This window comes from Nonomuraea angiospora (assembly GCF_014873145.1).
GTDB lineage: Bacteria > Actinomycetota > Actinomycetes > Streptosporangiales > Streptosporangiaceae > Nonomuraea > Nonomuraea angiospora.
Genome location: NZ_JADBEK010000001.1, coordinates 2,369,750 through 2,396,580 on the forward strand (window position 1 = coordinate 2,369,750; position 26,831 = coordinate 2,396,580).

Annotated in this window: 27 protein-coding genes and 1 pseudogene; 7 read left to right on the forward strand and 21 right to left on the reverse strand. The window is 71.3% G+C overall.

The genetic code is table 11. From position 1 onward, the window contains the following. Positions 1–2 precede the first annotated feature (2 nt). From H4W80_RS10835 to H4W80_RS10880, 10 genes are read right to left on the reverse strand one after another with little or no spacing between them, the layout of a single operon-like run. The gene (locus H4W80_RS10835) at positions 3–458 is read right to left on the reverse strand and encodes a GNAT family N-acetyltransferase (RefSeq protein ID WP_192784974.1); all 456 of its coding nucleotides are present in this window, start codon (positions 456–458) and stop codon (positions 3–5) included. Beyond that, positions 459–1,361, reverse strand: coding sequence for a beta-ketoacyl-[acyl-carrier-protein] synthase family protein (locus H4W80_RS10840; protein ID WP_192784975.1), 903 nt, complete (start codon positions 1,359–1,361; stop codon positions 459–461). It lies immediately after the preceding gene. After that, on the reverse strand, positions 1,362–1,640 hold the full coding sequence (locus H4W80_RS10845) for a hypothetical protein (RefSeq protein ID WP_192784976.1): 279 nt from the start codon (positions 1,638–1,640) through the stop codon (positions 1,362–1,364). It abuts the gene before it with no gap. After that, positions 1,633–2,544, reverse strand: a complete 912-nt coding sequence (locus tag H4W80_RS10850; protein ID WP_192784977.1) for a chlorinating enzyme — start codon at positions 2,542–2,544, stop codon at positions 1,633–1,635. The genes H4W80_RS10845 and H4W80_RS10850 overlap by 8 nt, the downstream gene beginning before the upstream one ends. Further along, complete coding sequence (locus tag H4W80_RS10855; RefSeq protein WP_192784978.1) at positions 2,541–3,464, reverse strand: amidohydrolase family protein; 924 nt, start codon at positions 3,462–3,464, stop codon at positions 2,541–2,543. Before H4W80_RS10855 ends, H4W80_RS10850 begins: the two co-directional genes overlap by 4 nt. Beyond that, entirely contained in the window at positions 3,461–3,691 is a 231-nt protein-coding gene (locus H4W80_RS10860) for an acyl carrier protein (RefSeq protein WP_192784979.1), read from the reverse strand. The genes H4W80_RS10855 and H4W80_RS10860 overlap by 4 nt, the downstream gene beginning before the upstream one ends. Then, positions 3,688–5,214 (reverse strand): AMP-binding protein, encoded by a 1,527-nt coding sequence (locus H4W80_RS10865; RefSeq protein ID WP_192784980.1) that lies wholly within the window; start codon positions 5,212–5,214, stop codon positions 3,688–3,690. The genes H4W80_RS10860 and H4W80_RS10865 overlap by 4 nt, the downstream gene beginning before the upstream one ends. Then, positions 5,204–6,556, reverse strand: a complete 1,353-nt coding sequence (locus H4W80_RS10870) for a hypothetical protein (protein WP_192784981.1) — start codon at positions 6,554–6,556, stop codon at positions 5,204–5,206. Before H4W80_RS10870 ends, H4W80_RS10865 begins: the two co-directional genes overlap by 11 nt. After that, positions 6,553–8,151: a GMC family oxidoreductase gene (locus H4W80_RS10875; protein ID WP_192784982.1), complete on the reverse strand. Its 1,599-nt coding sequence runs from the start codon at positions 8,149–8,151 to the stop codon at positions 6,553–6,555. Before H4W80_RS10875 ends, H4W80_RS10870 begins: the two co-directional genes overlap by 4 nt. Continuing rightward, positions 8,152–8,988 (reverse strand): TauD/TfdA dioxygenase family protein, encoded by an 837-nt coding sequence (locus tag H4W80_RS10880; protein ID WP_192784983.1) that lies wholly within the window; start codon positions 8,986–8,988, stop codon positions 8,152–8,154. It abuts the gene before it with no gap. Between the two features lie 292 nt (positions 8,989–9,280). On the opposite strand from H4W80_RS10880, the gene H4W80_RS60520 reads away from it, so the two are divergent. The 5 genes and pseudogenes from H4W80_RS60520 to asnB all read left to right on the forward strand — a co-directional run. Continuing rightward, positions 9,281–9,976 carry a class I SAM-dependent methyltransferase gene (locus H4W80_RS60520; RefSeq protein ID WP_318786800.1) on the forward strand — a complete coding sequence of 232 codons (696 nt, stop codon included), beginning with the start codon at positions 9,281–9,283 and terminating at the stop codon, positions 9,974–9,976. 21 nt (positions 9,977–9,997) lie between these two features. After that, entirely contained in the window at positions 9,998–11,221 is a 1,224-nt protein-coding gene (locus H4W80_RS10890) for a diaminopimelate decarboxylase (RefSeq protein WP_225963357.1), read from the forward strand. A 2-nt stretch (positions 11,222–11,223) separates the two neighbouring features. Continuing rightward, entirely contained in the window at positions 11,224–12,042 is an 819-nt protein-coding gene (locus H4W80_RS10895) for a 2,3,4,5-tetrahydropyridine-2,6-dicarboxylate N-succinyltransferase (RefSeq protein WP_225963358.1), read from the forward strand. A 12-nt stretch (positions 12,043–12,054) separates the two neighbouring features. Continuing rightward, positions 12,055–13,266, forward strand: a complete 1,212-nt coding sequence (locus H4W80_RS10900; protein WP_192784986.1) for an aminotransferase class I/II-fold pyridoxal phosphate-dependent enzyme — start codon at positions 12,055–12,057, stop codon at positions 13,264–13,266. Next, positions 13,263–15,005 (forward strand): annotated as a pseudogene (gene asnB, locus H4W80_RS10905) (asparagine synthase (glutamine-hydrolyzing)); the annotation flags it as partial. The gene H4W80_RS10900 and the pseudogene asnB, both read left to right, overlap by 4 nt. On the opposite strand, the gene H4W80_RS10910 reads toward asnB, so the two are convergent. From H4W80_RS10910 to H4W80_RS10935, 6 genes are all read right to left on the reverse strand, one after another. Further along, entirely contained in the window at positions 14,953–15,780 is an 828-nt protein-coding gene (locus H4W80_RS10910) for a polyprenol monophosphomannose synthase (protein ID WP_225963359.1), read from the reverse strand. The pseudogene asnB and the gene H4W80_RS10910 sit on opposite strands and share 53 nt — an antisense overlap. A 9-nt stretch (positions 15,781–15,789) precedes the next feature. Then, entirely contained in the window at positions 15,790–17,268 is a 1,479-nt protein-coding gene (locus H4W80_RS10915; protein ID WP_192784987.1) for an ArnT family glycosyltransferase, read from the reverse strand. 58 nt (positions 17,269–17,326) lie between these two features. Beyond that, positions 17,327–18,004, reverse strand: a complete 678-nt coding sequence (locus tag H4W80_RS10920) for a response regulator (protein WP_192784988.1) — start codon at positions 18,002–18,004, stop codon at positions 17,327–17,329. After that, entirely contained in the window at positions 18,001–19,101 is a 1,101-nt protein-coding gene (locus H4W80_RS10925; protein ID WP_192784989.1) for a sensor histidine kinase, read from the reverse strand. The genes H4W80_RS10920 and H4W80_RS10925 overlap by 4 nt, the downstream gene beginning before the upstream one ends. An 85-nt stretch (positions 19,102–19,186) precedes the next feature. Then, positions 19,187–19,789, reverse strand: coding sequence for a hypothetical protein (locus tag H4W80_RS10930; protein WP_192784990.1), 603 nt, complete (start codon positions 19,787–19,789; stop codon positions 19,187–19,189). 24 nt (positions 19,790–19,813) lie between these two features. Beyond that, positions 19,814–20,677 carry an SMP-30/gluconolactonase/LRE family protein gene (locus H4W80_RS10935; protein ID WP_192784991.1) on the reverse strand — a complete coding sequence of 288 codons (864 nt, stop codon included), beginning with the start codon at positions 20,675–20,677 and terminating at the stop codon, positions 19,814–19,816. 253 nt (positions 20,678–20,930) lie between these two features. Between H4W80_RS10935 and H4W80_RS10940 the strand changes: the two genes are divergently transcribed. Continuing rightward, on the forward strand, positions 20,931–21,950 hold the full coding sequence (locus H4W80_RS10940; RefSeq protein ID WP_192784992.1) for an LLM class flavin-dependent oxidoreductase: 1,020 nt from the start codon (positions 20,931–20,933) through the stop codon (positions 21,948–21,950). Between the two features lie 11 nt (positions 21,951–21,961). Here the strand turns inward: H4W80_RS10940 and H4W80_RS10945 are convergent, their stop codons facing one another. Together H4W80_RS10945 and H4W80_RS10950 are read right to left on the reverse strand one after the other, a co-directional pair. Continuing rightward, entirely contained in the window at positions 21,962–22,495 is a 534-nt protein-coding gene (locus H4W80_RS10945) for an OsmC family protein (protein WP_192784993.1), read from the reverse strand. A 136-nt stretch (positions 22,496–22,631) separates the two neighbouring features. Beyond that, positions 22,632–23,540, reverse strand: a complete 909-nt coding sequence (locus H4W80_RS10950; protein WP_192784994.1) for a glutathione S-transferase C-terminal domain-containing protein — start codon at positions 23,538–23,540, stop codon at positions 22,632–22,634. Between the two features lie 116 nt (positions 23,541–23,656). Between H4W80_RS10950 and H4W80_RS10955 the strand changes: the two genes are divergently transcribed. Further along, the gene (locus H4W80_RS10955) at positions 23,657–24,607 is read left to right on the forward strand and encodes a sulfotransferase family protein (protein ID WP_192784995.1); all 951 of its coding nucleotides are present in this window, start codon (positions 23,657–23,659) and stop codon (positions 24,605–24,607) included. 2 nt (positions 24,608–24,609) lie between these two features. Here the strand turns inward: H4W80_RS10955 and H4W80_RS10960 are convergent, their stop codons facing one another. From H4W80_RS10960 to H4W80_RS10970, 3 genes are all read right to left on the reverse strand, one after another. Continuing rightward, positions 24,610–25,509: a glycoside hydrolase family protein gene (locus H4W80_RS10960; RefSeq protein WP_192784996.1), complete on the reverse strand. Its 900-nt coding sequence runs from the start codon at positions 25,507–25,509 to the stop codon at positions 24,610–24,612. Between the two features lie 65 nt (positions 25,510–25,574). Continuing rightward, on the reverse strand, positions 25,575–25,748 hold the full coding sequence (locus H4W80_RS10965; RefSeq protein WP_192784997.1) for a hypothetical protein: 174 nt from the start codon (positions 25,746–25,748) through the stop codon (positions 25,575–25,577). Positions 25,749–25,844: 96 nt separating this feature from the next. Beyond that, a complete protein-coding gene (locus tag H4W80_RS10970; protein WP_192784998.1) occupies positions 25,845–26,822 on the reverse strand; it encodes an ABC transporter substrate-binding protein in 978 nt (325 codons plus the stop codon). Positions 26,823–26,831 lie beyond the last annotated feature (9 nt).

The following is a 26,831-nucleotide window of genomic DNA, read 5'->3' on the forward strand; positions in this document are numbered from 1 at the left end:
CGTCAGAGCGTCCGGGTCATGAAGGCGCTGTGCGGGTCGGGGCCGTAGCCGGCGAACGGCCCGCAGGGCTCGAAGCCGAACTTCTCGTACAGCTTCCGCGCCCGCTCGAAGTGCTCGGTCGAGCCGGTCTCCAGGCTGAGCCGCTTCAGGCCCATCGCCCTGGCCTCCTCCAGCATGTGGGTGAGGAGCAGGCTCGCGACGCCGTCGCGCCGCCGCTCGCGGGCGGTGCGCATGGACTTGATCTCGCCGTGCCCGTCGTCGATGCGCTTGATCGCGCCGCAGCCGACGAGCTGGTCGCCGTCGTACACCGACCAGAACGTGACCTCGGGGACGCGCAGCCCGTCGAGGTCGAGCGCGTACACGCTCTCGGCGGGGGTGATGGAGTGCATCTCCCGCAGGTGTTCCTCCAGGAACGCGGCGATCTCCGGTCCGCGCAGGTCGTCGACCACGATCTTCATTTATCCTGCCTCCAGTAGTGCGCACGCGAAGAAGCCCGGCGCGGAGGCCTGCGCGAGGTAGAGCGCTCCTCGCTCCGGGCCGGACTTGTCGGTGTGGTCCATCAGGTTGATCAGCCAGTCCGCGTTACCGCAGTGACCGTACCTGGTCATCGGCTCCTGGTAGTGCAGGAGCTCGCGGGCCTGGCCGGCGGCCATCGCGTTGAAGCTCACGATGGGGGCGAACAGGCTCGAGGGGAAGATCTTCGTGACGTCCCCGGGTCCGCGGCCCGCCTGGCCAAACGCCTGGTCCAGCGCGGCCCGCGCGACCGCCTGCCGGGAGGCGAACGTGTCCTGCCCGATCATGCCGGAGAAGTCCGCGGCCAGCCCCGTCCCGGCGAGCGTGAGGCCGCCGTGGTCGCGGCTGATCAGGCAGCCCGCCACGGCGTCCCCGAAGAGCGCGAACGACTTCACCCGGTCGCGGTCGTCCGGGGTGAGGTCCAGCGCCACCAGCACGACGTTGCGCGCGCCCGCGCCGGCCAGGCCCCAGCCGTAGCGGAGGGCTTCGAGCGAGCTGCAGCACTGCTGGAGCGACACGATCGCGGGGACGCACGCGGTCAGCCCGGCGGCCCGCATGACCTCGACGGCGACGTCCCTGCCGAGCAGGCCGAGCACGGCGTCGGAGGTCGCGAGCACGAGCCGGTCCACCTCGCCCGCGCGGACCCCGTGCGCGCTCAGCACCTTCGCCACGCAGTCCACGAGGTACGGGACGAGCGGCCCGGTCATCTTCCGGTACGTGCCCGTGCCCATCGCGGCGAACGCGGTGTCCGGCGAGACCGCGCGCCACAGGTCCTCGAAGCCGGGTATGTCCTCCGGACGGCCCTCGGCGTCGCCGAACACGCACGCGAAGGACCCGATGCCGCCCACTCAGACCTCGGCCGGCGCGCTCGCGTCGATCTCCTCGATCACCGACAGGATGCCGTCGACGTCCTCGAGCATCGGCACCCACTCGGGACGCAGCGCGATCCTCCCGTTCGCCTTCTCCTCGATGTAGGTGTTGACGAGGATGAGGATGTTGAGCGAGCTGATCCCGAGCTCGGCGCGCGACCTGCTCCGCGCGACCTCGTCGTAGGTGAGCTCCGGCGCCATGGGCTGCGTGCCGAGGAAGTCGACGAAGTTCCGCAGCCGGTCGTCGATGTCAGGCATCGGCGGCCACCTGCTTGAACGCGAAGCCGTTGAGGTTCTCGGTGTAGATGCGGTTGTAGCCGTACCTGTCCTCGCCGGAGACCAGGACGCAGCCGTGGTAGTCGAGGGCGATCTCGTCGCCGAACTCGACCAGCCTGTCCACGTGCTCGTACACCTTGGTCTGCGGGATCACGTACCTGGAGGCGTAGCCGAGGCGGGTCTGGTCGCTGATGTTGGGTAGGGAGCCGTGGACGCACTTCTCGACGAACAGGACGAACTGCCCCGGCTCCATCTCCATCTCGACGACGTCCTCCTTCTCCGGGTCCCAGTCGGGGTCGAGCTGGAGCTCGGAGTAGTCGTAGCCGAAGAAGTCGGTCTTGCGCTCCGGGCTCTTGGTGAGCCGCTTGTTCTCGTCGTAGAACCAGCGCTTCTGGCTGCCGCGGATGAAGCGCAGGCAGCCGTTCTCGCGCTTGGCCGGGGAGAAGGCGGTCCAGACGCTGACGTCCTGGAGGACCGCGTCGTCGTCGCGGTCGTAGGCGAAGCTCAGCGACGGCGTGGCGGCGGTCGTGGTCTCGCCGACGATGTACTTCTCGACCTGGTGCCAGCCGGTGCCCGCGTCGCCCGGCTGCTTCTGGAAGATGTTGGACTTCCAGCAGATGATGTCCTCGCCCAGGAGCGAGCGCAGCTTGTTCACGATCTCCGGCCGCGAGATGTGCTCGGAGAGCGTGTCGCAGTCCAGGTGCCGGTCGTAGTTGATGACCGTCGAGTTGTGCGGCTTGTTCTTCGACAACGCCATCTCGATCATCGCCTTGCTCCAGATCTTCTGGGCCTCGTCGGGCCCGTAGAGATCGAAGGGGCCGACGTAGCCGTTGTCCTTGAAGAACTGGACCTGCTCGGCGGTGAGGCCGTCGGTCAACGATGTCATCTGCCTGTGCCCTTCTTGTCGAGGAGCCGTTTCGCGTTCTTCCCCATGAACAGGTCGCGATCGGCCTGGGTCATCTCAGCCGGGAAGGCTCCTTCGGCCGTGAGTCGTTCCACGAAGTTCGCCTGCTTGCCCTGCAGCCGGAAGATCGGCCAGTCGGTGCCGAACAGCACCTTGTGGTTGATGTTGCGGCGGAAGAACCGGTTGAGCCCGGCCACGCCGTCGGGGGCCTCGTAACCGCTGGCGTCGATGTAGACGTTCGGCCGGTTGTTGCAGAGCATCGCGCACTCGTCGGGATAGTGCACGCTGCCGTGCGCGAGCACGAAGTCCACGTCGGGGAAGTCGCGCGCGGGCCGGTCCACGTAGATGGGCAGCGCGATCTCGAAGTCGAGCGCCGGGGAGGTCGCGCCGATGTGCGACAGCACCGGCAGCCGATGCTGCGCGCAGATCTCGTAGAACGGGTAGAGCGCCCTGTCGTCGAGGCGGTAGCCGCATGGCGGGTAGAGCTTCATGCCGTCGAAGCCGTACTCGACGATGGCCCGCTCGAACAGCGCGATCCCGTCGGCCCCCCAGCGCGGGTCGACGCCGACCAGGACGCGGAAGCGGCCGGGATGCCGATCGACGACGGCCTTGTGGTGGTCGATGATCTCCTCGATGGAGTGCGTGCCGTCCTTCAGCGCGTACGTGAAGTCCGGCAGCAGCAGCACGGCCTCGTCGATCCCCGCGTCCTCCATCTCCTTGACGAGCTGGTCGCACAGCGGGTCCTGGAGGGTCGCGTCGTGCATGCGGCGCAGCCGTTCCTTGGTCGCGGGCAGGCCGCGCGCCCGCATGGCCACGGCCATGTTGTCGATGACCCCGTCGCGGAAGGACGGCGGGAAGCACATCTCGGCCGCGACGTGGCAGTGGAAGTCGATGATCGTCATGAGTTCGCTCCCAGGCAGATGCCGACGATGTCGTGCACGTACTCGGCCTCGATGAACTCCCCCATGTGGCTCATGGCGTCGATGCCGGTCTGCTCCTCGAGGACGAACACGATGCTCATGAGCCCGATCGAGTCGACGCCGAGGTCGTTCCTGAGGCTCATGGACGGCGCCACGTCCCTGCCGGGCAGGACGCTGGCGATGATCTTGCAGAGCGCCTCCTCGGTCACCTGTCGCCACTCCCCCAGACGGCGCGCGCGACCGCGCCACGGTCGATCTTGAAGTTCCGGGTCAGCAGACCGCTCTCCACGGTGAGCTCCTCCGCCGGGCGGACGAGAGTCGTCGCGATCCGGTGCGACGGCTCGCGGCCCGCGTTCATCCGCTTGATGTACGCCTCGACCTCGGCCGCCCTGGCCGTGTCCTCGATGTCCTCGATGTCCTCGATCCAGAGGACGCAGGCGAGCAGCGCGGCGCCGGCCGGCAGGGCCACCATGGCGCGGACGCCGGGGAAGGCGCGTTCGACGTCGGCCTCCAGCTCGGCCGGGTTGATCTTCACCCCGCTCCGGGTGATGATCACGTTCTTCTTGCGGCCGGTGAGCCGCAGGAATCCGTCCTCGAGGACCCCGAGGTCGCCGGTGGCGATCCTGCCGTCGGGGAGGAAGACCGCGTCCTGGGTCTCGACGCCTTCGTAGACGTACCCGGCGACCTGCGGCCGCTCTGCGCGTACGAGGACTTCGCCGTCGTCGCCGAGTTCGACGGTGATGCCGTCCACGGGCCGTCCGGCCGTGCCGATTTTGGCCCGGCCCGGCACGTTCATGGCGATCCAGCCGATCTCGGTGCTGCCGTAGAGCTCGTAGAGCGGCGCGCCGAGCTCCTGGAACAGGGCGACCATGGCCGGCGGCACCGGCGCGGACCCGGTGTACATGAGCCGCACCCGCGACCCGTACATCGACAGCCACCCGCGGCCCTTGTCCATGCGCTCGGCCGGGTCGGCGGCCATGACGCGGTTGTGGAGCAGCTCGAAGAAGGACGGCGGGCCGAGGATGATCGTGGGCTCCACGGCCTTGAAAGCCTGGAACATGATCTCCGGCGGGACGACGGTGGCGGCGCAGCCCGTCCAGATCGCGAGGTAGGTGAGGTAGCGCTGCTGGAAGTTCGAGTACGGCATCACGATCGCGATGTCGTCGTCCGGCGTGACCTGCCAGGCGCGGGCCGACAGCTCGACGGTGTTGGCGATGCCGTCGTCGGTGAGCAGCAGGCCCTTCTGCGTGCCCGCGGTCCCCGAGGAGAACGCGATCGTGCGCACGCCGGGCGGCAGCGCCGGAGCGTCGGCGTGCCGTACCGGGTCGAGCTTGACCGGCCGTTCGGAAAGGACCGCGGTGGCCGGGGGCAGGCCGGCGCCGGCCTCGCCCGGGAGCGCCCGGGTGACCAGCAGCGCGGCCAGCCGGTACGTGTCCACGAGCGCCCCGATCCGCGCCGCGTCGTGACGGTTCTCCGCCGGGATGGCGACGGGGACGCAGCCGAGTGCGAGCAGCGCGAGGTCGGCGAGGATCCACTCGTAGGAGTTGGGGCCGAGCACGCCGACGAGGTCGCCCGCGCCGAGGCCGCTGTCGCGCAGCTCGGCCATGAGCCGGCCGGCGTCGTCGTGGATCTCGGCGTACGTCCTGACCAGCGTGCTCCCGTCGCGCGACAGGAAGCGCATCCGCTGCCCGGGGTGCTCGGCCAGCTTGTCCACCAGGGAGTCAACGAACATGGAGGTGTTCCTGGACGTACTCGACGGACTGCATGGGCCTGCGGCGTAACTCCTCGACCAGCGGTTCGAGGGGCCCGAGGTCGGCCGGGCCGTACGCGGCGTGGAAGGCGAGCGCGGGCCCGGGGTCGGGCAGCAGCAGGGTCTCGGCCAGGACGCGGGCCAGCGACCGCAGCCCGGCGAGCACCACGTCCGGCTCACCGGCGAGGGCGGGCCCGTCCAGCGCGAGCGCGCCGAGTTTCACCAGGTAGGACAGCTGGAGGAACATGCCGTCGCTGTCGGGGAACGTGCCGAGCCCGCGGTCCACGTAACGCAGGCACTCGGCCAGGTAGTAGGAGATGACGTCGGCCTGGTCCAGCCCGAGCGGCCCGGCCCACACCTCGGCCAGGACGAGGATGCCGAACACGTCGGCGGCCGTCTCCTGGAGCACCCCCACGACCCACGGGTCGGCCGTCCACAGCGGGGTGAAGTCGGTGGCGGGCCGGTGTACGAAGTGCCCGAACTCGTGGCTGAGCACCCCGAGCGTCGGAATCCCCGCGAACCGCTCGGCCGCCGGGTCGAACCCGTTCCCCACCCGCGCGTACCGGGCGGAGAGCGGCCCGGACACCGTGTCGAGGACGGCCCGGTGGGTGTTGCGGAAGTAGTAGGTCTTCTTGTACGGCGACTGGTCGACCCCTTCGTCCTCCGGCAGGAAGTACGCGATGTGCTTGGGGTGCAGGTTGCCCTCCCCGGCCATGAAGAACAGCCGGGTCGCGCCGAACGCCGGGAGGTCGCCGAGCCGCAGGTCCGCCATGAGCGCGCGCAGGTACGGCTCGACCTGGTGCCGCTCGGCGAGCGCGGCGGCCACGTACTCCTGCCCCGCGTCGTCGCGGCGGCAGGCGAACGCCGTGGGCAGCCCGCCGGGGTCCTTGCCCGACCAGGTGCCGAGATGGCCCGCGACGAGCGTCACATCCTCCCGCAGCTCGGCGAGCTCGCACAGGGCGTCGGCGGAGTAGCCGTGCTCGACGGCGTCGGCGCGCAGCGCGAGCGCGCGCCGGTCGGCGTCGTCGGGCAGGTGCTTGGCGATGTCCCGCATGGCGGAGGCGACCAGCGCCGGGGCGTGGAAGCGCCGTCTTTCCCGCGAGTCCTCGGGCGGCCCCGCCGCCTCCTTGACCCGTTGCCAGTCGGCGTCCACGGCCGCCCTCAGCGCGGCCAGCCCGGCCAGGAAGCCGCCGCCGAGGTCCGGGGTCTCGGCCGCGAGGTCGAGGCAGGCCAGCTGGTAGCCGGCGGACGGCGGCCAGAAGGCGCTGCGCCAGTCGCGGAAGGTCCCGGCGGCGGCCAGGTTGCGTGCGTAGTCGAACCTCATGCGTTCTCCAGGAAATCGGCGATAACGAGCGCTGCGCCTTTTTCGCCGATCATCATGCTCGCGGCGTTCGTGTTGCCCGAGACCATGGTCGGCATCACCGAGGCGTCGATCACGCGCAGCCCGGACAGGCCGTGGACGCGCAGCCGGTGGTCGACGACCGCCATCGGGTCGGCGCCCATCCGGCACGTCCCCACCGGGTGGTAGGACGTGTCGCCGTTCTCCCGCGCGTAGGCGACCAGCTCGTCATCGGTCCGGACGTCCTTGCCCGGGATCAGCTCGAACTCCCGGTACGCGTCGAGCGCGGGATCCTCGACGACGCGGCGCGCGATGCGCATCCCAGCGACCAGCCGCGCGCGGTCGGCCTCGGCGGCGAGGAAGCGCGGCCGGATCGCGGGCGGGGCCATCGGGTCGGCGGAGCGGATGTGGATGGACCCGGCCGACTCGGGCCGCAGCGGATAGACGCCGACGGTCATGCCGGGAGCCGTGTCCAGCCGCCGGGTCGCCCCCGCGCCGTAGCTGGCCGGAGCGAAGTGGAACTGCAGGTCCGGCCGCGGTTCGGCGTCGGACGAGCGGACGAACCCGTGGCCGAGCGCGATGGGCAGGCTGAGCAGCCCGCGGCGGCGCGTCACGTACGTCGCGACCTCGCGGGCCAGGCGCAGGCCGCGCGAGCGCTCGTTGAACGTGATGGGACGGCGGACCCGCCAGCGCAGCCGGGTCGCGTAGTGATCGCGGAAGTTCTCGCCGACTCCGGGCAGATGGCGCACGACCGGCACCCCGGCGGCGGCGAGCACGTCGGCGGAGCCGATCCCCGACAGTTCGAGCAGCTGCGGCGACTGGACGGCGCCCGCGCTGACGATCACCTCGCGCCCGCAGCCGGCCTGCCGTGCCCGGCCCTGGTGGCGGAAGGTGACGCCGACGCAGCGCGTGCCCTCGAACCGCAGCCCGGTGACGTGCGCGTCGGTGAGCACCATGAGGTTGGGCCGCCGCAGCGCGCGGCGGAGATACGTCCCCGCGACCGACGAGCGGCGGCCGCGGTCGTGGTTGACCTGGTAGTAGCCGAAGCCCTCCTGGTCACCGGAGTTGTAGTCGGGGTTCTCCCGGTATCCGGCTTTCTGCGCGGCCACCAGGAACGCGTCGCACAGCTCGTCACGCTCGCGCGGCAGGCCGACGCTGATCAGCCCGCCGCTCCCCCGGCTCGGCCCGCCGATCGCCGTGCGCTCCAGGCTCCGGAAGTACGGCAGGACGCCGGCCCACGACCAGCCCGGGTTGCCGAGCCGCTCCCACTCGTCGTAGTCCTCGCACTGGCCGCGGACGAAGATCATGCCGTTGATCTGGTTGGACCCGCCGAGCAGGCGCCCGCGGGGGATGCGCAGGGTCCGGCCGCCGATCGTCGGGTCGGCATCGGTCTCGAAGCACCAGTCGTAGCGGGGGTTGCCCATGAGGATGGTCTCCGCGGCCGGGATCGACAGCAGCGGGCTGCGCCGCCGCGACCCCGACTCCAGCAGCAGCACCCGCGTGCCGGGGTCCTCGGACAACCGCGCCGCGAGCACGCACCCCGCCGCGCCCGCTCCCACGATGATGTAGTCCGCCCGCATCTAACCGGCCGCCGCGAGGGTGGTCCGGTGCATGAGGCGCCGGTGGTTGACGTCGTCGTAGGGGGTGGCCCGGTGCATGGCGCTGCGGTTGTCCCACAGGACGATGTCGCCGGCCTGCCAGCGGTGGCGGTAGGTGAAACGCGGCATCGTGGCGAACTCCTGCAGGAACGTGATGAGCGGCCGGCTCTCGTCCTCGGACATCCCCTCGATCCGCCACGGCACGTTGCCGCCGACGTACAGGGCCTTGCGTCCGCTCACGTCGTGCACCTTCACGATCGGGTGCGCGACGTCGGCCCACTCCTCGCGTTCCTTGGCGGTGGGCGGCGGCCGGTCCGGGTAGTTGTAGGGCCGTGACTGGACCCGGCTGATGATGACCCTGAGATCGGCGATCCGGTCCTTGACCTGGTCCGGGAGCGCGTCGTAGGCGGCGTACATGTTGCCGTACCACGTGTCCCCGCCGACCGGCGGCACCTCGCGCGCGTACAGCATCGACCCCGCCGGCGGGGCGGCCAGGTACGCGCCGTCGCTGTGCCACACCCGCCCGCTGTACGCCGAGCCGATCGGCTTGCCGTCACGGGTCAGATTCGACAGGACGAGGATCTCGGGATGGTCGTCGGCGTTGAACTGGGACCTGGTGTAGGTGACCACCCGGCCGAACCTGCGGCTGAACTCCACCTGTTCGGCCGGGGTCATTTCCTGGCCCCTGATCAGCAAAATGGTGGTGTCGATCCAGGCGCGATAGATGCGCTCGAAATCCTGGTCGGAAATATAACCGGTGACATCAATGCCACGGACTTCAGTGCCAATACCCGCCGTGATGGGAATCAACTCAAGCACGGCGGGAGCATACGGCGCGGCCGCCGCGCGGCGCAAGGACGCGGGAAACTTTCATTTACCGTAATCGGCCCGGCGGGCGGCCCCGATAAGTGTCGGGACAAAATTCGGGACCGGCGCCGACCAGCGAGTTTACATGTTACAGACTTCTCACACCCGGCGAATCAGCCGGCGCCCGCCTTTGTTCCGGCCGGTATTGGACACGGGCCTTTGCCCGCCGTCGGCCGCGTGTTACGCTCCTGCCGCCCGTCCGACGGCCGGAAACTCAACGGCGACAAACTCAGGGAGGGAAAGGGTGCCGCAATCCAGACCGGAGCTGGCGCGCATTCACGACTATTACTGCCTGCCCCGCTCCGTCGGCTCCGCCTCGCAGAGCATCTATGACATTTGGGAGAGCGGTGGCGCCTTCAACGACTCCATCACCCCCTCGACCTACGTCCCCGAATACCGCGCGCACGTCGTCCTCAAGATCCTCATGCTGACCGCCCCCGGGGCGGCGGTGCTCTCGCTCGGCTGCGGCAACGGCTTCGTCGAAGGCGACCTCGTCACGCACGGCTGCGACGTGCGCGCCATCGACTGCAACGCCGAAGCCGTCGAGCTGACCAGGCAGAAGGGGGTGGACGCCCGCACCGTCGACTTCTTCGACCTGCCTCCCGCCGACGCCGCCGACGTCTCGGTCGTCTACGCCGACGGCCTGCTCGGCCATCTCTTCGACGCGGCCGGGGAGCTCGCCCCCGCCCTCGGAAAGCTGCGCGACCTGGCCCTGCGGCCGGGAACGTACCTGGTCCTGTCCAACGACGCGCCCCGCGACGCCAAGGCCGACTTCGCGCCGCACGAGCACGTGGACGGGTTCTGGTTCATCGCCAAGGACTATCTGCACAAGAGCCTGATTTCTTTCGGGTTCGAGCCGGTGGAAAGCTACTATTTCCCGTATCTGCGGCCGGTCAGCGGAATTCGTAACCGCACGATCTGCGTCGCGCTCGTGCCCTGACGATCGGATCCCGTCTTGCCAATGTCGGCTGAATTCGCCGAGCGACTGCTGCCGCGGCTCCCCGAGCTCGTCGCGGATTACGGCACGCCATTCCACGTCTACGACGCGCGCAACATCGTGGCCACCCACGAGGCGATGACACGCGCATTCGGCGACACCTCGTACCGGCAATATTTCGCCGTGAAGGCGTTGCCGAACCTGAATATCCTGGCATTGCTGCGCGCCGCCGGAAGTGGTTTCGACTGCTCGTCGGCGGTGGAAGTGCGGCTGGCCGGGACGGTCGGCGCCCAGGCCGGTGACATCGTGTTCACCTCCAACAACACCACGCTGTCCGAATATCGCGCGGCCCGCGCCGCCGGAGCACTGATAACGTTCGACGACAGGTCGTTCGCGGAAAAAGTCGGTGAACTTCCCGATACCGTCGCCTTCCGCATCTCCCCCACCGGGCTGGCCGCCGGTTGCGCGCTCATGGGCGACGCGGCGCACAGCAAGTTCGGCGTGCCCGTGCGGGAGCTCGCCGGCGCGTACGCCGACGCCGTCGCCCGTGGCGCGCGGCGGTTCGGCATCCACGGCATGACGTGCGCCAACGAGCTCGACACCGGCCGCGCCGCGCGGGCGGCCGCCGACGTCATCCGGCACGGCGCGCGGGTCGCCGAGGCCGTCGGGATCGAGCTCGAGTACGTGAACGTCGGCGGCGGGCTCGGCATCCCCTACCACGAGGACGACAAACCCATCGACTTCACCGCGTACGCGGACGAGATCCTCGCGGCCCGGGAGGAGTTCTTCGGCCCCGGCGGGCCGCGCATCCTCACCGAGATCGGCCGGTACGTCACCGGCCCGCACGGCGTCCTCGTCACCCGCGTCATCAACCGCTGCCGCAAGGGCCACGAGATCGTCGGCCTGGACGCCTCGATGTCGTCGCTGATGCGGCCCGCCATGTACGGCGCGTACCACCACATCTCCCTGCCTTTCGCCGAGGGCAGGGAGCTCGGCCGATTCGACGTCGTCGGCGCGCTCTGCGAGAACCTGGACAAGTTCGCCATCGACCGCGAGCTGCCCGAGCCCCGCGACGGCGACATCGCGCTCATCCACGACACCGGAGCCCACGGCCACGCCATGGGCTTCACCTACAACGGCCGCCTGCGCCCCGCCGAGCTGATGCTCACCGACGGCGGCGACGTGGTGGAGATCCGGCGGGCCGAAACCTACGACGACTACATCGCGACCGTCCGCTGGGGAGTGTGACCTTGAACAGGAGCCTGGTCGAGAGCGCCTTCGAGCGGCGGGAGTCGTTGTCCGGGGAGGAGCTGGCGGCCCTCGCGCCGCACGTCACCGCCGGGCTCGCGGCCCTCGACCGCGGAGAGCTGCGCGCGGCGCGGCCGCAGGGGCCGGAGTGGGTGGTCGACACGTTCGTGAAGAAGCTCATCCTGCTGTCGTTCCTGATCGGCCGGAACGAGGTCGGGTCCGGCGGCCCGCGGCAGCCGAAGAGCTTCGACAAGATCGCGCTCAAGTTCGAGACCTGGGACGAGGCCGTCTTCGGCGACGCGCGCCTGCGCGTGGTCCCCGGCGGGGTCGTCCGCCACGGCGCGTACGTGGCGCCCGGGGCGGTGCTGATGCCGTGTTTCGTCAACGTGGGCGCCTACATCGGCCCGGGAACGATGATCGACACCTGGGCCACCGTCGGCTCCTGCGCGCAGATCGGCGCACGCTGCCACATCTCCGGCGGAGCCGGCATCGGCGGCGTCCTCGAACCCCTCGGTGAGCAGCCCGTCATCGTCGAGGACGACGTCTTCGTGGGCGCGCGCTCGGAGATCGCCGAGGGCGTGGTCGTGCGGCGGGGCGCCGTGATCGGCATGGGGGTCTTCCTCGGGAGATCCACGCCCATCGTCGACCGCGCCACGGGAAAGGTCACGTACGGGGAGGTCCCCGAGAACGCGGTCGTCGTCCCGGGCTCCCGCATCGACGCCAGCAATCCCGATATATCGGTTTATGCGGCGATCATCGTCAAGCACGCCGACGACCGCACCCGCGGCAAGACGGCCCTCAACGACCTCGTCCGCGACTGAGCCCCTCCGTCGATGCCATCACCGACCCCATCACCGACTTCGACGCCGAGCGCCTTCGACCGGCTGCGCGCGCTCCTGGCGGGGATCCCGGCACCCGCCGGCGTCACCCCGATCCCCCTCCACCTCGGCGAGGCCCGCCTCGTCACGCCGCCGGTGGACGGCCGTCTCCTGGGTGACGTGACCGGCTGGACGCGATATCCCCCGCTCGGCGGCACCCCCGAACTCCGCGCCGCCTACACCGGCTGGCTCGAACGCCGCTTCGGCGCCCACCTCGGCGCCGCCGTACGCGGGGGATCGCTCGCGATCGAGCCGTCCCCCGGCACGAAACAGGCCGTCGCGGCCGCCATCGCCCTCGCCGTCTCAGCCGGCGGCCGGGTGTCCGCTCCGGCGGTCGTCCTGCCCAATCCGTTCTATCCCACGTACCACGCGGCGGTGCGGGCGGCCGGCGGCCGGGCGATCTTCTACGGCCACGCGCCGGAGGCCGCCGCCGCCGTGGCCGCCCGGCGGGACGTCGCGGCGGTCGTCGTCTGCTCACCGGGCAATCCGCGCGGCGAGACGCATGCCCCCGGCACGGTACGCGCGATCGGCGCGGCGGCGCGGGCGGCCGGCGCGCTGCTCATCGTCGACGAGTGCTACATCGACCTCGTCCACGGCTCGTCCACAGGCGGTTTCCTGACCTCCGGCCTGGCGGGCGGAGCGGGACGCTTCCTGGTGCTCCACAGCCTGTCCAAGCGGTCCGGGATGCCGGGCCTGCGGTCCGGGTTCGTGATCGGGGATCCGGGGAGCGTGGCGGCGTACGCGGACCACAACCGCACCTGCGGGGTCTCGCTCGCGGCGCCGGTGTGCGCGGTGGCGGCGCGGTTGTGGGCGGATGACGCGCACGTCGCGCGCCTGCGGTCGGCCGTGAGCGCGAACTGGGACATCGCGGACGAACTGCTCGGCAATCTCGCCGGTTATCAGCGGGCCGAGGCGGGATTCTTCCTCTGGTTCCCCGTACGGGACGACGAGGAGGCCGCACGCCGGCTGTGGCGGGCGGAGGCGGTGACGGCGATGCCGGGACGCTACCTCGGCGCGGCCACCGGCCGCGGGCCCAACCCCGGCGCGGGCCACCTGCGCATCGCGCTCGTCCACGAGCCGGACCGCACCCGCGAGGCGCTGACCCGAGTGCGGCGGGTGCTCACGGAGCTGGACCAACTGACTACTGCAGGGGAGCTGACCGGATGAGCGGCGGTCTCATCGGATGGATCGATTTCGAACGCGACCTCACGCGACGGGCGGACGTCGTGCGCGCCATGACGGACACGATGTGCGACCGCGGGCCCGAGGGAGGCGCGGTCCACGTCACCCGGCACGCGGCGCTGGGCCATCGCCGCCGCACGATCCCGAGTCCTGGCGAAGGCCGCCAACCGGCGCTGTTCGCGACGGGCCGCGGCCCCGCGCCGGAGGACGGGACCGTCGTGCTCGTGTACGACGGCGCGATCTACAACCTGGCCGCTCTCCGCCGGTCCCTCGGCCTGCCCCCCGTGGCCACCGACATCGATGTGCTGCTCCACGCCTACCTGAGGCACGGCGCGGACCTCGTCGGCCGCCTCGTCGGCGCGTTCGCGATGGCGATCTGGGACGGGCGGGACCGGCGGCTGCTGCTGGCGCGCGACCACCTGGGCCTGAAGCCGCTCTACTACCACCCCTACCCGGGCGGGATCCTGTTCGCCTCCCTCCCCAGGGGCATCATGGCGAATCCGCTGTTCACGCCGCGTCTCGACCGGTCGCTGATGGCGATCGCGCTGCAGCCGCGCCTCACGCTCGCCGGTGAGACGCCGCTCGCCGGCGTGCACGAGGTCAAACCCGCGCACGTCATCACGTACACGGCCGAGCACGGGCCGGTTTCGCGGGCGTACTGGCGGCTGACGAGCGAGCCGCACCACCACACGCCCGCCGAGACCGCCGAGCGCGTGCGGGAGCTGCTCCATGACGCCGTGGCGGGCCAGTTGCCCGCGTCGGGACCGTGCGGCGCGATGCTCTCCGGCGGCGTGGACTCGACCTCGGTGGCGGCGCTGGCGGCGCGGCTGCTGCCGCACGCGCTCGACACGTACTGCGTCGAGTTCGACAGCGACAAGGCGCACTTCGCGCCGACCGAGCTGCGCCCGGACGTGGACGCGCCGTACGCCGCGGCGGCGGCGGAGCACATGGGGAGCAGGCACACCACGCTCACCGCGACGATGCCGGACCTGCTCGCCGCGATCCCGGCCACGCGCCGCGCGCGCGACCTGCCCGGGTGGGGGCAGTTCGACGCGTCGATGTACCTGCTGTTCCGGCGGATGCGGCGGGACACGACGGTGGCGCTGTCCGGCGAGGCGGCGGACGAGTTCTTCGGCGGCTATCCGTACCTCTTCAAGCCCGAGCTGATCCGGCGCGACACCTTCCCCTGGCTCGGGGACGGGCCGAAACTCGCCGACTTCCTCGTGCCGGAGCTGGCGCGGGACGGCGACGAGCGGGCGCGCTACGCGCAACTCCTCGGCGAGGTGCCGCGCCTGCCGGGTGAGACCGGGCTGGACGCGCGGATGCGGGAGGTGCTGTATCTCGGGATGGCGGGGCCGCTCGCCGTCGTGCTCGACCGCAAGGAGCGGATGAGCGCGGCGCAGGGGCTGCACGTGCGGCTGCCGTTCTGCGACCACCGGCTCGTCCAGTACGTCTGGAACGTCCCCTGGTCGATGAAGTGCGCGGGCGGGTTGAAGAGCCTGCTCAAGGACGCGATGGCCGACCTCCTCCCGCCGTCGACGCTGACCCGGGAGAAGAGCGCGTACCCGCACGTCCAGAACCCGGCTCACGATCAGGCGCTGGTGCGCGAGGCGACGTGGATCGTGAACGCGAGCGAGTCGCCGCTGCGCGCCATGTTCGACGCGCCGCGACTCAACGACCTGCTGAAACAGATCGGCGCCAACGAGCTGCGCGCGCAGCTTCCGGGCGGGGCGAGCGCCGCCCAGCTGCTGGTGCAGCTCGTCGAGCTGAACGCGTGGGTGCGTGAATACCGCGTGTCCGTGTCGTGAGAGCCCACAGGGTCACCCGCCAGAGCGCCTCGAAGAGGACACCGCCGCTCATCTTGCTCGCCCCGCTCGTACGGTCGACGAAGGTGATCGGCACCTCCGCCACCGCGCATCCGTGACGTACTGCTCGCAGCGTGAGGTCCACCTGGAAGCAGTAACCGCGCGACTCCACGCCTTCCAGGAGGATCTTCTCGAGCGCGGCGGCCCGGTAGACGCGGAACCCGCCGGTGGCGTCGGCGACAGGGAGCCGGAGCGCCGCCCGTACATAACGGTTCGCGAGTCGTGAGAGCAGCTCCCGTCTCCGCGGCCAGTTCGCCACGCGGCCGCCGGGCACCCAGCGGGAGCCGATGACGAGGTCGGCCCGCTCGGCCGCGTCCAGCAGGGCGGGGAGCCGCTCGGGAGGGTGCGAGCCGTCGGCGTCGATCTCCACCAGCGCGTCGAAGCCCCGCGCGAGTCCCCAGCGGAAGCCCGCCACGTACGCGGCGCCCAGCCCTTCCTTGCGCTGCCGGTGCAGGACGTGCACGCCGTCGAGCTCGGCCGCGAGCTCGTCCGCGACCAGGCCCGTCCCGTCGGGGCTGTTGTCGTCGACGACGAGGATGTGGGCGGCGGGTACGACCGCGCGGATCCTGCCGACGATGCCGGGCAGGGTGTCTCGTTCGTTGTAGGTCGGCGTGACGACCAGGACGGTGTTCATGATCGCTCCTCAGCTCGCGTGCTTGAAGTCGGGCCAGGCGGTCTGCCACGAGGCGCGCGGTCCTGAGCAGACCGTGACGGGCAGGCCCTGCTCCTCGTTCGTGACTCCGGTGCCGTGGTCGATGACGCCGGCGGATTCGCAGCGCTCGAAGCGCAGCCGCAACCGCTCCGGCGGCAGCCCCACGGCGACCACCGTCCGCGCCGTCTCCGGCGGCGGCCCCTGGTACCACAGCTCGTTGTGGCCGCTGTAGACGGGAATGTCCGGCGCGAACCGGTCCAGTGCGCCGGCCTCGCCGTAGTTGGCGGTGAGCACGACCGTCCCGGACGGCTGCGTTCGATACACCCCGGCCACCTGGGCGGCGAAGCGCGGCCAGCCCACCGACTCCCTGGACACCTCGTTGGGCGAGTCGCTGAGCGCCGCAAGCGGGAGCAGCGGCAGCGCCACGACGATCCCGATGACCGAGGTGCCGAGCAGCCCCCACCAGACCGCGCGACGCCGGGCGACGCGGCTGTCCATCCACGCGGCGGCGGGCACGCAGCCGGCCACGAAGGCGAAGAGCAGGCTCCCGGCGACATAGTCGGCCCTTCCTCCCGACGCCCAGCCGAGCAGGATCGTCACCAGGGACGCGATGGCCAGGGGCCGGGTCTCCGGCCGCCCGCGCAGCCAGAGCCACCCGACGACGGCGATCGCGAAGGCTCCGATGCTGAGCAGCACCACCAGCATGGGCACGAACATGATCCGGTTCACGGGTTCGCTGAGCGTGGCGGCCATGGTGAGCTGCGGCCAGCCGTTGGTGACCTGGTAGAGAAGGTTCGGAGAGGCGATGACCGCCGCCACTGACGCCCCCGACCAGAACCACCTGTCGCTGAAGACGGCACGCGGCCCCTTCACCGCCATGCCGACGGTGATGAGCAGGCCGGTGGCCAGGCCCGTGATCAGCAGGACGATGAGGTGCTTGTTGAACGTGGCGGCTCCGGCGACGGCGCCGGCCGCCACCCACCATCGCCCGTCGCCGCGTAGCAGGGCTCGCAGCACGCACAGGATGCAGGCCGTCCAGAAGACGAAGTCGGCCGACTGGGTCAGCAGGGTGTGCCCCGCGAGCAGGGGGAACATGCCGGTGCCGAGGCCGGCGGCGGCGAGCGTCTGCGCGTTCGCTCGACCGCCGAGCTCCCGCGTGATCGCGGCGCCGAGGAGGATCAGCAGTCCCGTGCACAGCGCGGGGACGACCCGCAGCCCGACGATGGTGTCCCCGAACAGTCCCGTGGACAGCCGGGCGAGGAGCGGGGTCAGCGGCGGCTGGTCGAAGTACCCCCAGGCGGGGGTCTGGCCGAGCATGCGGAAGTAGAGCTCGTCGCGGTGGTAGCCGTACCACGGGCTCATCATCAGCAGGGTGACCACGACGACGCCCGCGATGGGACCGATGGTCCGCCAGGCGATCGCCGGGAGCGAGGGAGCGGTGTCGCGGGGGCTGGGGGCTTGGAGAAGCATGCCTCCACGGTTTCCGATGGCCCGCCGCCTGTCGTCTGGCCGGGAACAGAACCCGGAGTCAGACCCCAGGCATAGGCGGCGGCTCCCCGGGGTGGACCACGCCGTGGTCGAACGCGAAGACGACCGCGGCGGCCCGGTCGCGCACCGCCAGCTTCGTGAAGATCCGGCCGACGTGGGTCTTGATCGTGCCCTCGCCGATCACGAGCTGCCGGGCGATCTCGGCGTTCGTGAGCCCCCGGCCGATGAGCTTGAGCACGTCGAGCTCGCGGGCGGTGAGGTCACCGAGCCGCCGCACCGCGTCGGGGTCGGTCACCGGATCGGCGCGGTAACGCCGCAGGACCCGCCCGCAGACGGCGGGATCCAGCCAGCCGTCGCCGGCCGCCACCGCCCGTACGGCACGCTGGATGTCCTCGGCCGGGGCGTCCTTGAGGCAGAATCCCGACGCGCCGGCCCGCAGCGCGGCCGCGAGCACGTTGTCCTCGCCGAACGTGGTCAGCACCAGGATGCGGGACGCCGGATCCGCGGCCAGCAGCGCACGCGTGGCCTCGACCCCGTCCATCCGCGGCATGCGGATGTCCATGACGACGGCGTCGGGCCGGACGCGCGCGACCTCCGCCAGCGCGGCCTGGCCGTCGGCCGCCTCGCCGACCACGTCGAACCCGTACGGCTGGCGCAGGATCGTCCGCAGTCCCGCCCTGGCCAGCTCCTGGTCGTCGACGAGCACCACCGAGATCATGCCGGCAGCTCCGTCCGCACGACCCACCGGTCGTCCTCGATGCCGGCGGTGACGTGGCCGCCGACCATGCGCACCCTGTCGGCCATCGCGCGAAGTCCCATGCCGCCATTGTGCCGAGGCGGGCTGTCCGGCAAGGAATTGGTGACCGTGGCCCGCACGACGCCGTCCTCCGAGACGCGCACCCGTACCTCGACCGAACTCCGCGGAGCGTGGCGGCTCGCGTTGGCCAGTGCCTCCTGCATCAGTCGGTAGAGCACCATCCCGGTCGTCGGGCTCACCGCCGCCAGCTCGCCGTCGACGCTCGACTCCAGCTCCAGGCCCGCCGTCCGGTACTCCTCGAAGAGCTCGGGCAGCCGGGACGCGGTGGGCTGGGGGGCGACCACGGCCGGGTCGGAGCCTTCCTCGGCGAGAACGCGGACCGCCTTCCGCAGCTCCGCCATGCTCTGCCGGGCGAGGCGTTCGGCCTCGGCGATCCCCGCCGCCGCCTCCCCGGGATCGTGCTCGAGCGCCAGCCGCGCACCCCCCAGATGCAGCACCGTCACGGCGAGCGTGTGCGCGACGATGTCGTGCAGGTCGGCGGCCAGCCGCTGCCGCTCGGCCAGGGCCTCGGCGGCGGTGGCGGCGCTCTCCGCGCGGTGCAGCCGCTCGCCCACCTCGATGCGGTAACGCGCGGCCCAGCCGCTCCAGAAGACCAGCGTCACGGCGGCCAGCCAGTTGGGCCACCCGGGGTCCGGCGTGGTGAACGCCGCGGCGACCACCACGGAGAGCGAGGCGAGCCACATGGCGATGCCCGGCCAGAGCCGCAGGTTGAGCGCGACGAAGGCGATGTAGACCACGAGGACGAACCAGCCGATGCTGTTGACCGCGAGCCCCGTGAGCGCCGCTATGGCCGCGGGAGCCAGGAGCCCGGCCACCTCGGCGAGCCGGCCCGGCGCCGCACGCACGATGACGAGACAGAGCACGATGAAGGCGCCCCCTCCGGCGAACGGGCCCGCGCAGCCGCAGCCACGCGTGATCGTCTGCGCCCACGAGAGCCCGACCACCAGCATCAGCAGCCCGAGACCGGCCGGTAACAGCCAGCGAGGAGTCACCACCACCCGCCCATCGTAGGAACCGGCGGTTCCCCAGACATCCACCCGGAGTGGTACCCGCCATCTGCCCACGGTCAGAGTGGTGTCCTTGTCAAAGGCGTTCGAGCTCTTCGGCGCGGCGCAGGTCCTTGGGGCGTCCCAGGGCCCGGCGCATCAGGATGAGGTCGTCCCGGCGCAGGTAGCGCACCCGCAGACCGTCCGTGTCGACGGCGGTCAGTGCCCGGTCGAGCAAGGGGCGCACCGGCAGCGTTCCCCATGGCAGGTCGGGGGTGCAGCAGTCGCCGCTCACCTGGGGGGAGTCGAACTGCGCCTTGGGACGCAGGAACGCCTGCGGCCCGGGCGGGATGGGGCGATGTTCGTCGTCCAGCACCGTGCAGCCGGCGGCGGCGAAGGCGCGTGCCAGGGTGCCGGCCTGCTCCGGCGCTCCGTCCCACAGCAGGTCGAGGTCCCCCGTCAGCTCCGTCGATCCGTGCAGGATCCCGGCGACCTGGCCGATCACCACGGCCCGCGCTCCGGCCGCGTCCAGAGCCCGCAGCAGCGGGAAGGGGTCGAAGCGCCGGGCGCTGTCGGTCGCGAGGCTGCCGGCGACGGGATCGGCGTCATCGTGGGTACGGCCGGTGGCGGGGCGGTCGCGGGTCAGCGCCCTGGTGCGGTCGACGGCCTCGTGCAGCAACTCCAGTGGTCCACGGTTCACCGCTTCATCCAACACCACGCGTGATCAGAAGGGGTTCCAGTAGGGCGTGGGCAGGCCGCGCACGCCGACCTTGGCGGTGAACAGGCGGCCGTCGCCGGGGCCGGCGGCGGGGAGGTCGAGGGTGGAGGTGGTGATGACCAGGGTGTCGAGGTCGGGGCCGGCGAAGGCGGCGCTGGAGGTGTGCGGGGCGCCGGTCTCCACGGTGGCCAGCAACTCGCCGGCCGGGGTGCGGCACTCGACCCGGCCGAGGCCCCAGTTGGCGATCCACAGATTGCCGTCGGCGTCGGCGCACATGCCGTCGGGCATGCCGTCGCCGATCGTGAACGCCTCGCGGCGCGGCCCGGTCTTGCCGGTGGCGGTGTCGTAGTCGCGTACCCAGACGATGCCCGGCAGGGTGTCCACGCTGTAGAGCAGATCGCCCTCGGGGCTCCAGGCCAGGCCGTTGGACAGCACCAGATCGGTGTCGAGGTAGGTCAGCCCGCTCTCGTCCAGGCGGGCCAGGACCTCCTGGCCGTGACGGCCGTCCAGGGCGAGGCTGCCGATCAGGAACCGGCCGGCCGGGTCCACGGCCCCGTCGTTCAGCCTGCTGTGGACGCCGGGCGCCAGCACCCGGGCCAGCTCCGTGCGGCGCCCGTCGAGATCCACGCGGGTCAGCGTCTGCTGCTCGGCCACGAGCAGCCGGCCGTCCTCGGAGACGGCGACCGCTCCCACCATGCCGTCGAAGACCTGCCGGCCGGTGACGGTGATCAGGCCGTCGTCGAGCAGACCCTCATGTACGGCGCCGGCGACGATGTCCACCCACAGCAGGCGCTCGCGGGCGGCGTCCCAGACGGGGCCCTCGCCGAGGGCGTAGACGTCGGCCGAGGCCGGGGTCGCGGTGATCTTCATATTTCCGGATGTTAGACCATCGTTCCCATTAGCGGAAGAGAGGGATCGGTGTGGCGCAGGGCGGCCAGCGAGGCCGCCCCCGGCTCGATCGTCGCCCGGACCTCGGCCAGGTCGCGCAGGACCTCCAGGGAAACCTGGCGAAGATCGCCGGCTACCGTTCCCGCAGCCGGGACTCCCGCCGCAACCCCTGAACACCACGCCGGCACATTCCCCGCTATCTTTGGTTGAAATAAAGGGTTAAAGGGGGATCTGCATGCCTCTGTCCTCGCGGCCGCTGCGGAAACTGGGCTTCTTGACGATCGGGTTGTTCGACGCGGCCGACCCGCGGCGGGGCCACGAGTCGACGCTCGAGATCATCGAGCTGGGCGAGCGGCTGGGGTTCGACAGCGCGTGGGTGCGCCACCGCCACCTGCAGTACGGCATCTCCTCCCCGGTCGCCGTCCTGGCGGCGGCCTCACAGCGCACCAGCCGCATCGAGCTGGGCACGGCGGTCATCCCCCTGGGCTGGGAGAACCCGCTGCGGCTCGCCGAGGACCTGGCCACGGTGGACGTCCTGTCCGGGGGCCGCCTCAATCCGGGCGTCAGCGTCGGCCCGCCGTTCCACTACGACCAGGTCAAGGACGCCCTCTATCCCGGCACGGCCGAGGCCGAGGACTTCAGCCACGAACGCGTGCGCCGGCTCCTGGGCTTCGTCCGCGGCGAGCCGGCCACCGGCTTCCAGGGGATCGAGGGGTTCGAGGTCTTCTCCGACCGCGTCCAGCCGCACTCCCCCGGGCTCGGCAGCCGCATGTGGTACGGCGGCGGGAGCCTGCGCTCGGCCCGGTGGGCGGGCGAGAACGCCATGAACTTCCTGACCAGCAGCGTCGTGAAGGCGGAGGAGTCGGAGGAGTTCGCCGAGATCCAGCTCTCCCACGTACGGGAGTTCCGCGCCCACCACCCCGACGGCGACCGTGCCCGGGTCTCCCAGGGCCTGGTCGTCATCCCCACCGACTCGGCCTCGGCCGGGCAGCGGGCCAAGTACAAGGAGTACGCCGACCAGCGCACGCCCCGGACCACCACGCCTCAGGGACCGGCGCGGATGATGTTCGCGCCCGACCTCGTCGGCAGCTCCGCCGAGATCGCCGAACGGCTCCACGACCACGCCGTCTTCCGGGAGATCGACGAGGTCGCGTTCGCGCTGCCGTTCACCTTCGAGCACGAGGACTACGTGCAGATCCTCACCGACATCGCCACCAGGCTGGGCCCCGAGCTCGGCTGGCGGCCCCGGCCCTAGAGGGCCGCCGGTCAGACCAGCCGTGCGCCGGCTCGGGTCCGGACCACCGTTCCGCTGACCGGCTGCGGGTTGCGGATCAGGTTGAGTATGGGGCAGACCCGCTCGACCTCGGCGTGCAGGTGCGCCAGCTCCTCGTCCGAGGCGGGCGAGTCGATCAGCACCTCGTAGGTGAAGTTGTGCGGGTAGACGGGAATGTCGCCGTCGCCCGGCTGCTGGGCTCTGGGGTCGTATTCGGCTTGGACGTCCACTTCCAGCGCGTCGATGGGCACCGCCAGCTCGGCCGCCTTGATCAGGAAGATGTGCGTGACGCAGCTGCCCAGCACGCCGGCCTGCAGCTCGGGCGAGGTGGGGCCGAGGTCGTAGCCGGCGAAGTCGGAACCGCTGTCGCTGATGATCTGGAAGTCCCTGATCCTGATGCGCCGGATCCCGCTGCGGCCTTCGGCGGTGACGTGGGCGTGCAACGGGACCGGCCCGGAGGCAGGCGCCTCCCGGCGGGCCAGCAGGGCGGAGCGTTTGTGTGACAGATACTCGCGTAGGGTGCTCATGGTCTTTCTCGTCTGATCAGCGCAGGTCACGGGGTCGGGCGGGGTGTCGATCGATGAGGGCGCCAGGGCGGCCAGGTCGCGCCGCAGCGCGTCATGGCGGCGAGGTCGCGGCAGGGCGCGTCCGGGCGGCCCGCTGTCATCGGTCCCGCCCGTGCGGCGAGTCCCAGGCGGCGGGCAGCCCCTCGGTCGTCTCCCTGAAGGCCGGCCGCTGGTAGAGGTCGCGGGCGTACGGCCACAGGTGCTCGAAGTCGGCCAGCGTCCGCTCGCTGATAAGGTCGCCGCGGTTGTACTCGGAGTCGAACCTGGCCAGCGTCACCCACAGCCGCACGTCCGCCTCGGTGATCGTCTCGCCGGCCAGGAACCGCTGCCCGGCCAGGCGCTCGTCCAGCCGTTCCAGGGCCGCGACGACGCGGTGGCGCTCGTTCTCGCGGTCGTCCTCGGTGGCGGCGCGGGCCACGCGGGAGACGCCGGCGTTGATGTCGTAGTAGATCCAGCCGTTGAGTTTGTTGATCTCCGGGCGGAGGGCGTCCGGGTAGAGGTCGACGGAGGTGTCGGCCCACTGCTCGAACTGGGTGGCCAGGTCGATGGTGATGTCGGGGAAGTTGTTGCTGACGATCCGGCCCGTCCGCCGGTCCCAGAGCACGGGGACCGAGATGTGGCCGCCGTACCCGTGCTCGGTGGCTTCGTAGGCCTGCTCCAGCAGGGTGAAGCCGTTGACCGGGTCGGGGCCGCGGCGCTCCCGGAACGCCCAGCCGCGGCCGTCGCGCGCGTCGTCGACGTACGACAGCGAGACCACGTCCTCCAGGCCCTTGAGCCTGCGGACGATGGCGGCGCGCTGGGCGTACGGGCAGACCCAGGCGACGTAGAGGTGGTAGCGGCCGGGCTCGGCGCGGAACCCGCTGGAGCCGTCGGCGGTGACGCGGCCCTGGAAGGGGTAGATCGGGCGGTTCCAGTCGGGCGAGAGGTGCAGACGGCCGGGGCCGTAATGACCGTACGCGGTGTGGTCGACGGGGCTTGCGTAGACCGGCGTCTGGGTGATGGACACGGGTTCTCCGGGTTTCGGGAGTCGGGATCATTTCCTACTCGGTTCATAGGGTACTTGATATCCCATACTTCTGGTAGGAAAATAGGGCTACCTTGACGAGCGCCAGGAGGAACACGGTGTCCCTGCCTGATTTCCTGATCGCCGGTGTGCCCAAGGCGGGGACGACGGCCCTGCACAGCGCGCTGCAGCAGCATCCCGAGCTCTATCTGTCCACCGTCAAGGAGCCGAAGTTCTTCCTGACCGACGGCCCGCCGCCCACCAGGGGCGGTCCCGGCGACGCCGCGACCTACCAGGAGCACGTCTGGCGGCGCGCGGACTACGAGGCGCTGTTCGCGCAGGCGCCCCCGGGCGCCCTGACCGGCGAGTCCACGCCCTTCTACCTCTACGACCTGGCCGCCCAGCGGCGCATCCACGCCGCCGTCCCCGGCGTCAGGCTCATCGTGACGCTGCGCGACCCGGTCGAGCGGGCCCACTCCAACTGGACGCATCTGTGGTCGGCCGGGCTGGAGCCGATCGGTGACCTGGTGCGCGCGTGCGAGGCCGAGCAGCGGCGGATCGCCGACGGGTGGGCGCACTTCTGGCACTATGTCGGGCTCGGCCGGTACGGCGAACAGCTGGAGCACCTGTTCGACCTCTTCCCCCGCGACCAGGTGCTGATCTTCCGCTACCGGGACCTCGTCGACCGGCCCGCCGCCACGCTGGATCGGATCTGCGCCTTCCTCGGCGTACGCCAGGGGGTGCTCACCGAGGTCCCCCGGGAGAACGTGACGGCGCACCCGGCCGCCGGGGCCCGGCACCTCATGCTGTCCACGCTGCGCCGGTGCCTGCCCGCTGCCCTGACCGAGCCGGTCGAGGCCCTGCTCCAGCGCCGCGGCGCGGCCCGGCGGCCCCTGTCCTGGGAGCAGCGCCAGCGGCTCATCCCCTACTTCGCCGACGACATCCGGCTGCTGCAGCGCGTCACCGGCGAGGACTTCAGCGACTGGCTCCGCCCCCGCGAGCGCTCCGGCGGCCTGGTCGGCGCCCGGCCCCCCGGCCAGCGGCAGTCACGTAACGGCCGCCGGTCCTGATCTCACCGCAGCTCGGTACGCAGCTCGTGGGCGCCGTCCGGGCGGGTGAACTCGTAGTACAGCCGGACCCCGCCACCCGGCAGGTCCACGAACTCCAGGTAGCGCAGGCCCCGGCCGCGATGCGGCGACTCGGCCGCGGGCGCCTCGCCCACCGCGGTCAGCACGGCCGGGTCCGTGCCGGCGGCGACGCCGGTGCGCTCCTCGTAGTTCTCCGCCGCGCTCGCCCGCCCGTCGTAGAACGCCACCACGCGCTCGCCGTCGAAGCGCACCGCGCTGACCCGCACGCCGCGCGCGTCCCACAGCCCGGGCCGGCCGCTCAGCGCCGTGCCGTGCCAGGTCCACTCCAGGCCGTCGGCGCTGGTGGCGTAGTCCGTGACCATCTGGTCGGCCTCGTCGGGGTCGGCGAGCGGGTGGCAGGAGGCCCACAGGTGCCAGACGCCGTCGCGCCGTACGATCACCGTGTCCTTCACCCCGGTCTTCGGGTCGCCCGGCAGGACGGTGACGCGCGAGCGCGCGTCGAAGGCCGCCGGGTCGGCCGCCTCCAGCACCTCCACCCGCCAGTGCTTGGTGCCGGCGGTGGCGCAGCTCAGGTAGAGCCGCCAGCGCCCGTCCGGCAGGCGTACCAGCGCGGGCCGTTCCAGGGATTCGGCGTCCATCTGTTCACGGGTGACGGTGGTCAGCGTCTCGAAGCACTCGCCGTCGGCCGAGCGGGCGACCACGACGGCGTACCCGCGCCCCTCCCCGACCGGGCGGCGCAGCCGGTAGGCGAGGTAGATCAGCCCGTCCGCGGCCACCGCGCTGGGCGCGCCCGCCCAGTGCCCCTCCCCCGCGGCCGGCGGCTCGATCGCGACCACGGCGCGATCGAGGTCGGGGAGCAGGGCGGCGTTCTCGTCGATCGACATGTTCGCGAGACTAGGCGACGGGTCGGGGCTGGGCACGGACGATGACCTTCCTTTGAACGTTTCCGTCACGCCTCGGCGGCGTCAGTGAGCGCCGGGGTCGCCGACCGGCGCCACCAGGGCCACCGCGACGCGGAGGGCCGCTCCTCCAGCTCGAGCTCGGCCTCGTCGTCCGGGAGGTCGTACCAGTGCAGGTCCCCCGGGAGGTCCGTGCGGACGGCCACGTCGCGGTCCTCGTTCATGCCGGTAATGTACGGCCGCACGCCGCGGATAGTCAATTTTTCCTACTTACTTTACCGGAAATTACTCGACGAACGCGAGCGGGGCGGTGAGCCCGCTCACGACTCCTGCCGCGGCAGGCCCGGCGGGTTGATCTGCGACTTGGGGATCGCCTCGTTGCCCAGACCCCACCGGTCGAGCACCTCCTTGTACCTGCCGTTCCCGATCACGGTGTTGAGCGCCTCGTTGAGCGGCTTGACCAGGCCGTTGTCCTTCTTGGTCATCGCCGCGATGAGTCCCTGCAGGTCCGGCCCCGCGCCGGAGAAGGTGCCGACGATCCTGGAACCGCCGCTGACGGCGATGTTGTAGGCGATGGTCGGGTTGGGGCCGAAGTACGCCTGGACGCGGCCGGACTTGAGCCCCAGCAGCACGTCGCTGTACTTCTCGTAGTAGAGGATCTCGACCGGCTTCAGCCCGGCGGCCTTGTTCTGCTTGTCCCAGTCGAGCAGGATCTTCTCCTGGTTCGTGCCGGAGCCGACCGAGACGCGCAGCCCGGCGATGTCGGCAGGCTTGGCGATCTGCTTGATCGGGCTGCTGTCGGGGACCTGCCAGCCGAGCTGGTCGACCCGGTACGTCGCGAAGTCGTAGGTGTCCTTGCGCTCCTCGGTGACCGTGACGTTGTTGAAGACCACCTCGTCCTTGCCGGACTTGGCGGCCAGGAAGAGGTTCTCCCACGAGCTGATCCGCGGGGAGACCTCCAGGCCCAGCACGTCGGCCACGAGCTGGGCGAGGTCGGTCTCCACGCCGATCAGCGTGGTGTCGTCGTCGGCGCGGAACACCAGGGGCGCCGCGCCCTGGCCGCTGAAGCCCACCGCGAGCTTGCCGTCGGCGGCGATGTCCTTGGGCACCTGGGCGGCGATGGCCTCGACCTTGTCGGCCCGTACCCGGTTCTGGTCGGGGCTGAGGTTGATCTTCTTGCCGGCGACCACGGGGGCGGTGGTGGCCGACGGGGCGGTGACGGCGGGCTCGGCGCCGCAGGCGGCGGTCAGGAGGAGGAGCGCGGGCACGGCGAGGGCCCGCGCGAGCGAAGCGCGCATGTCATGGTG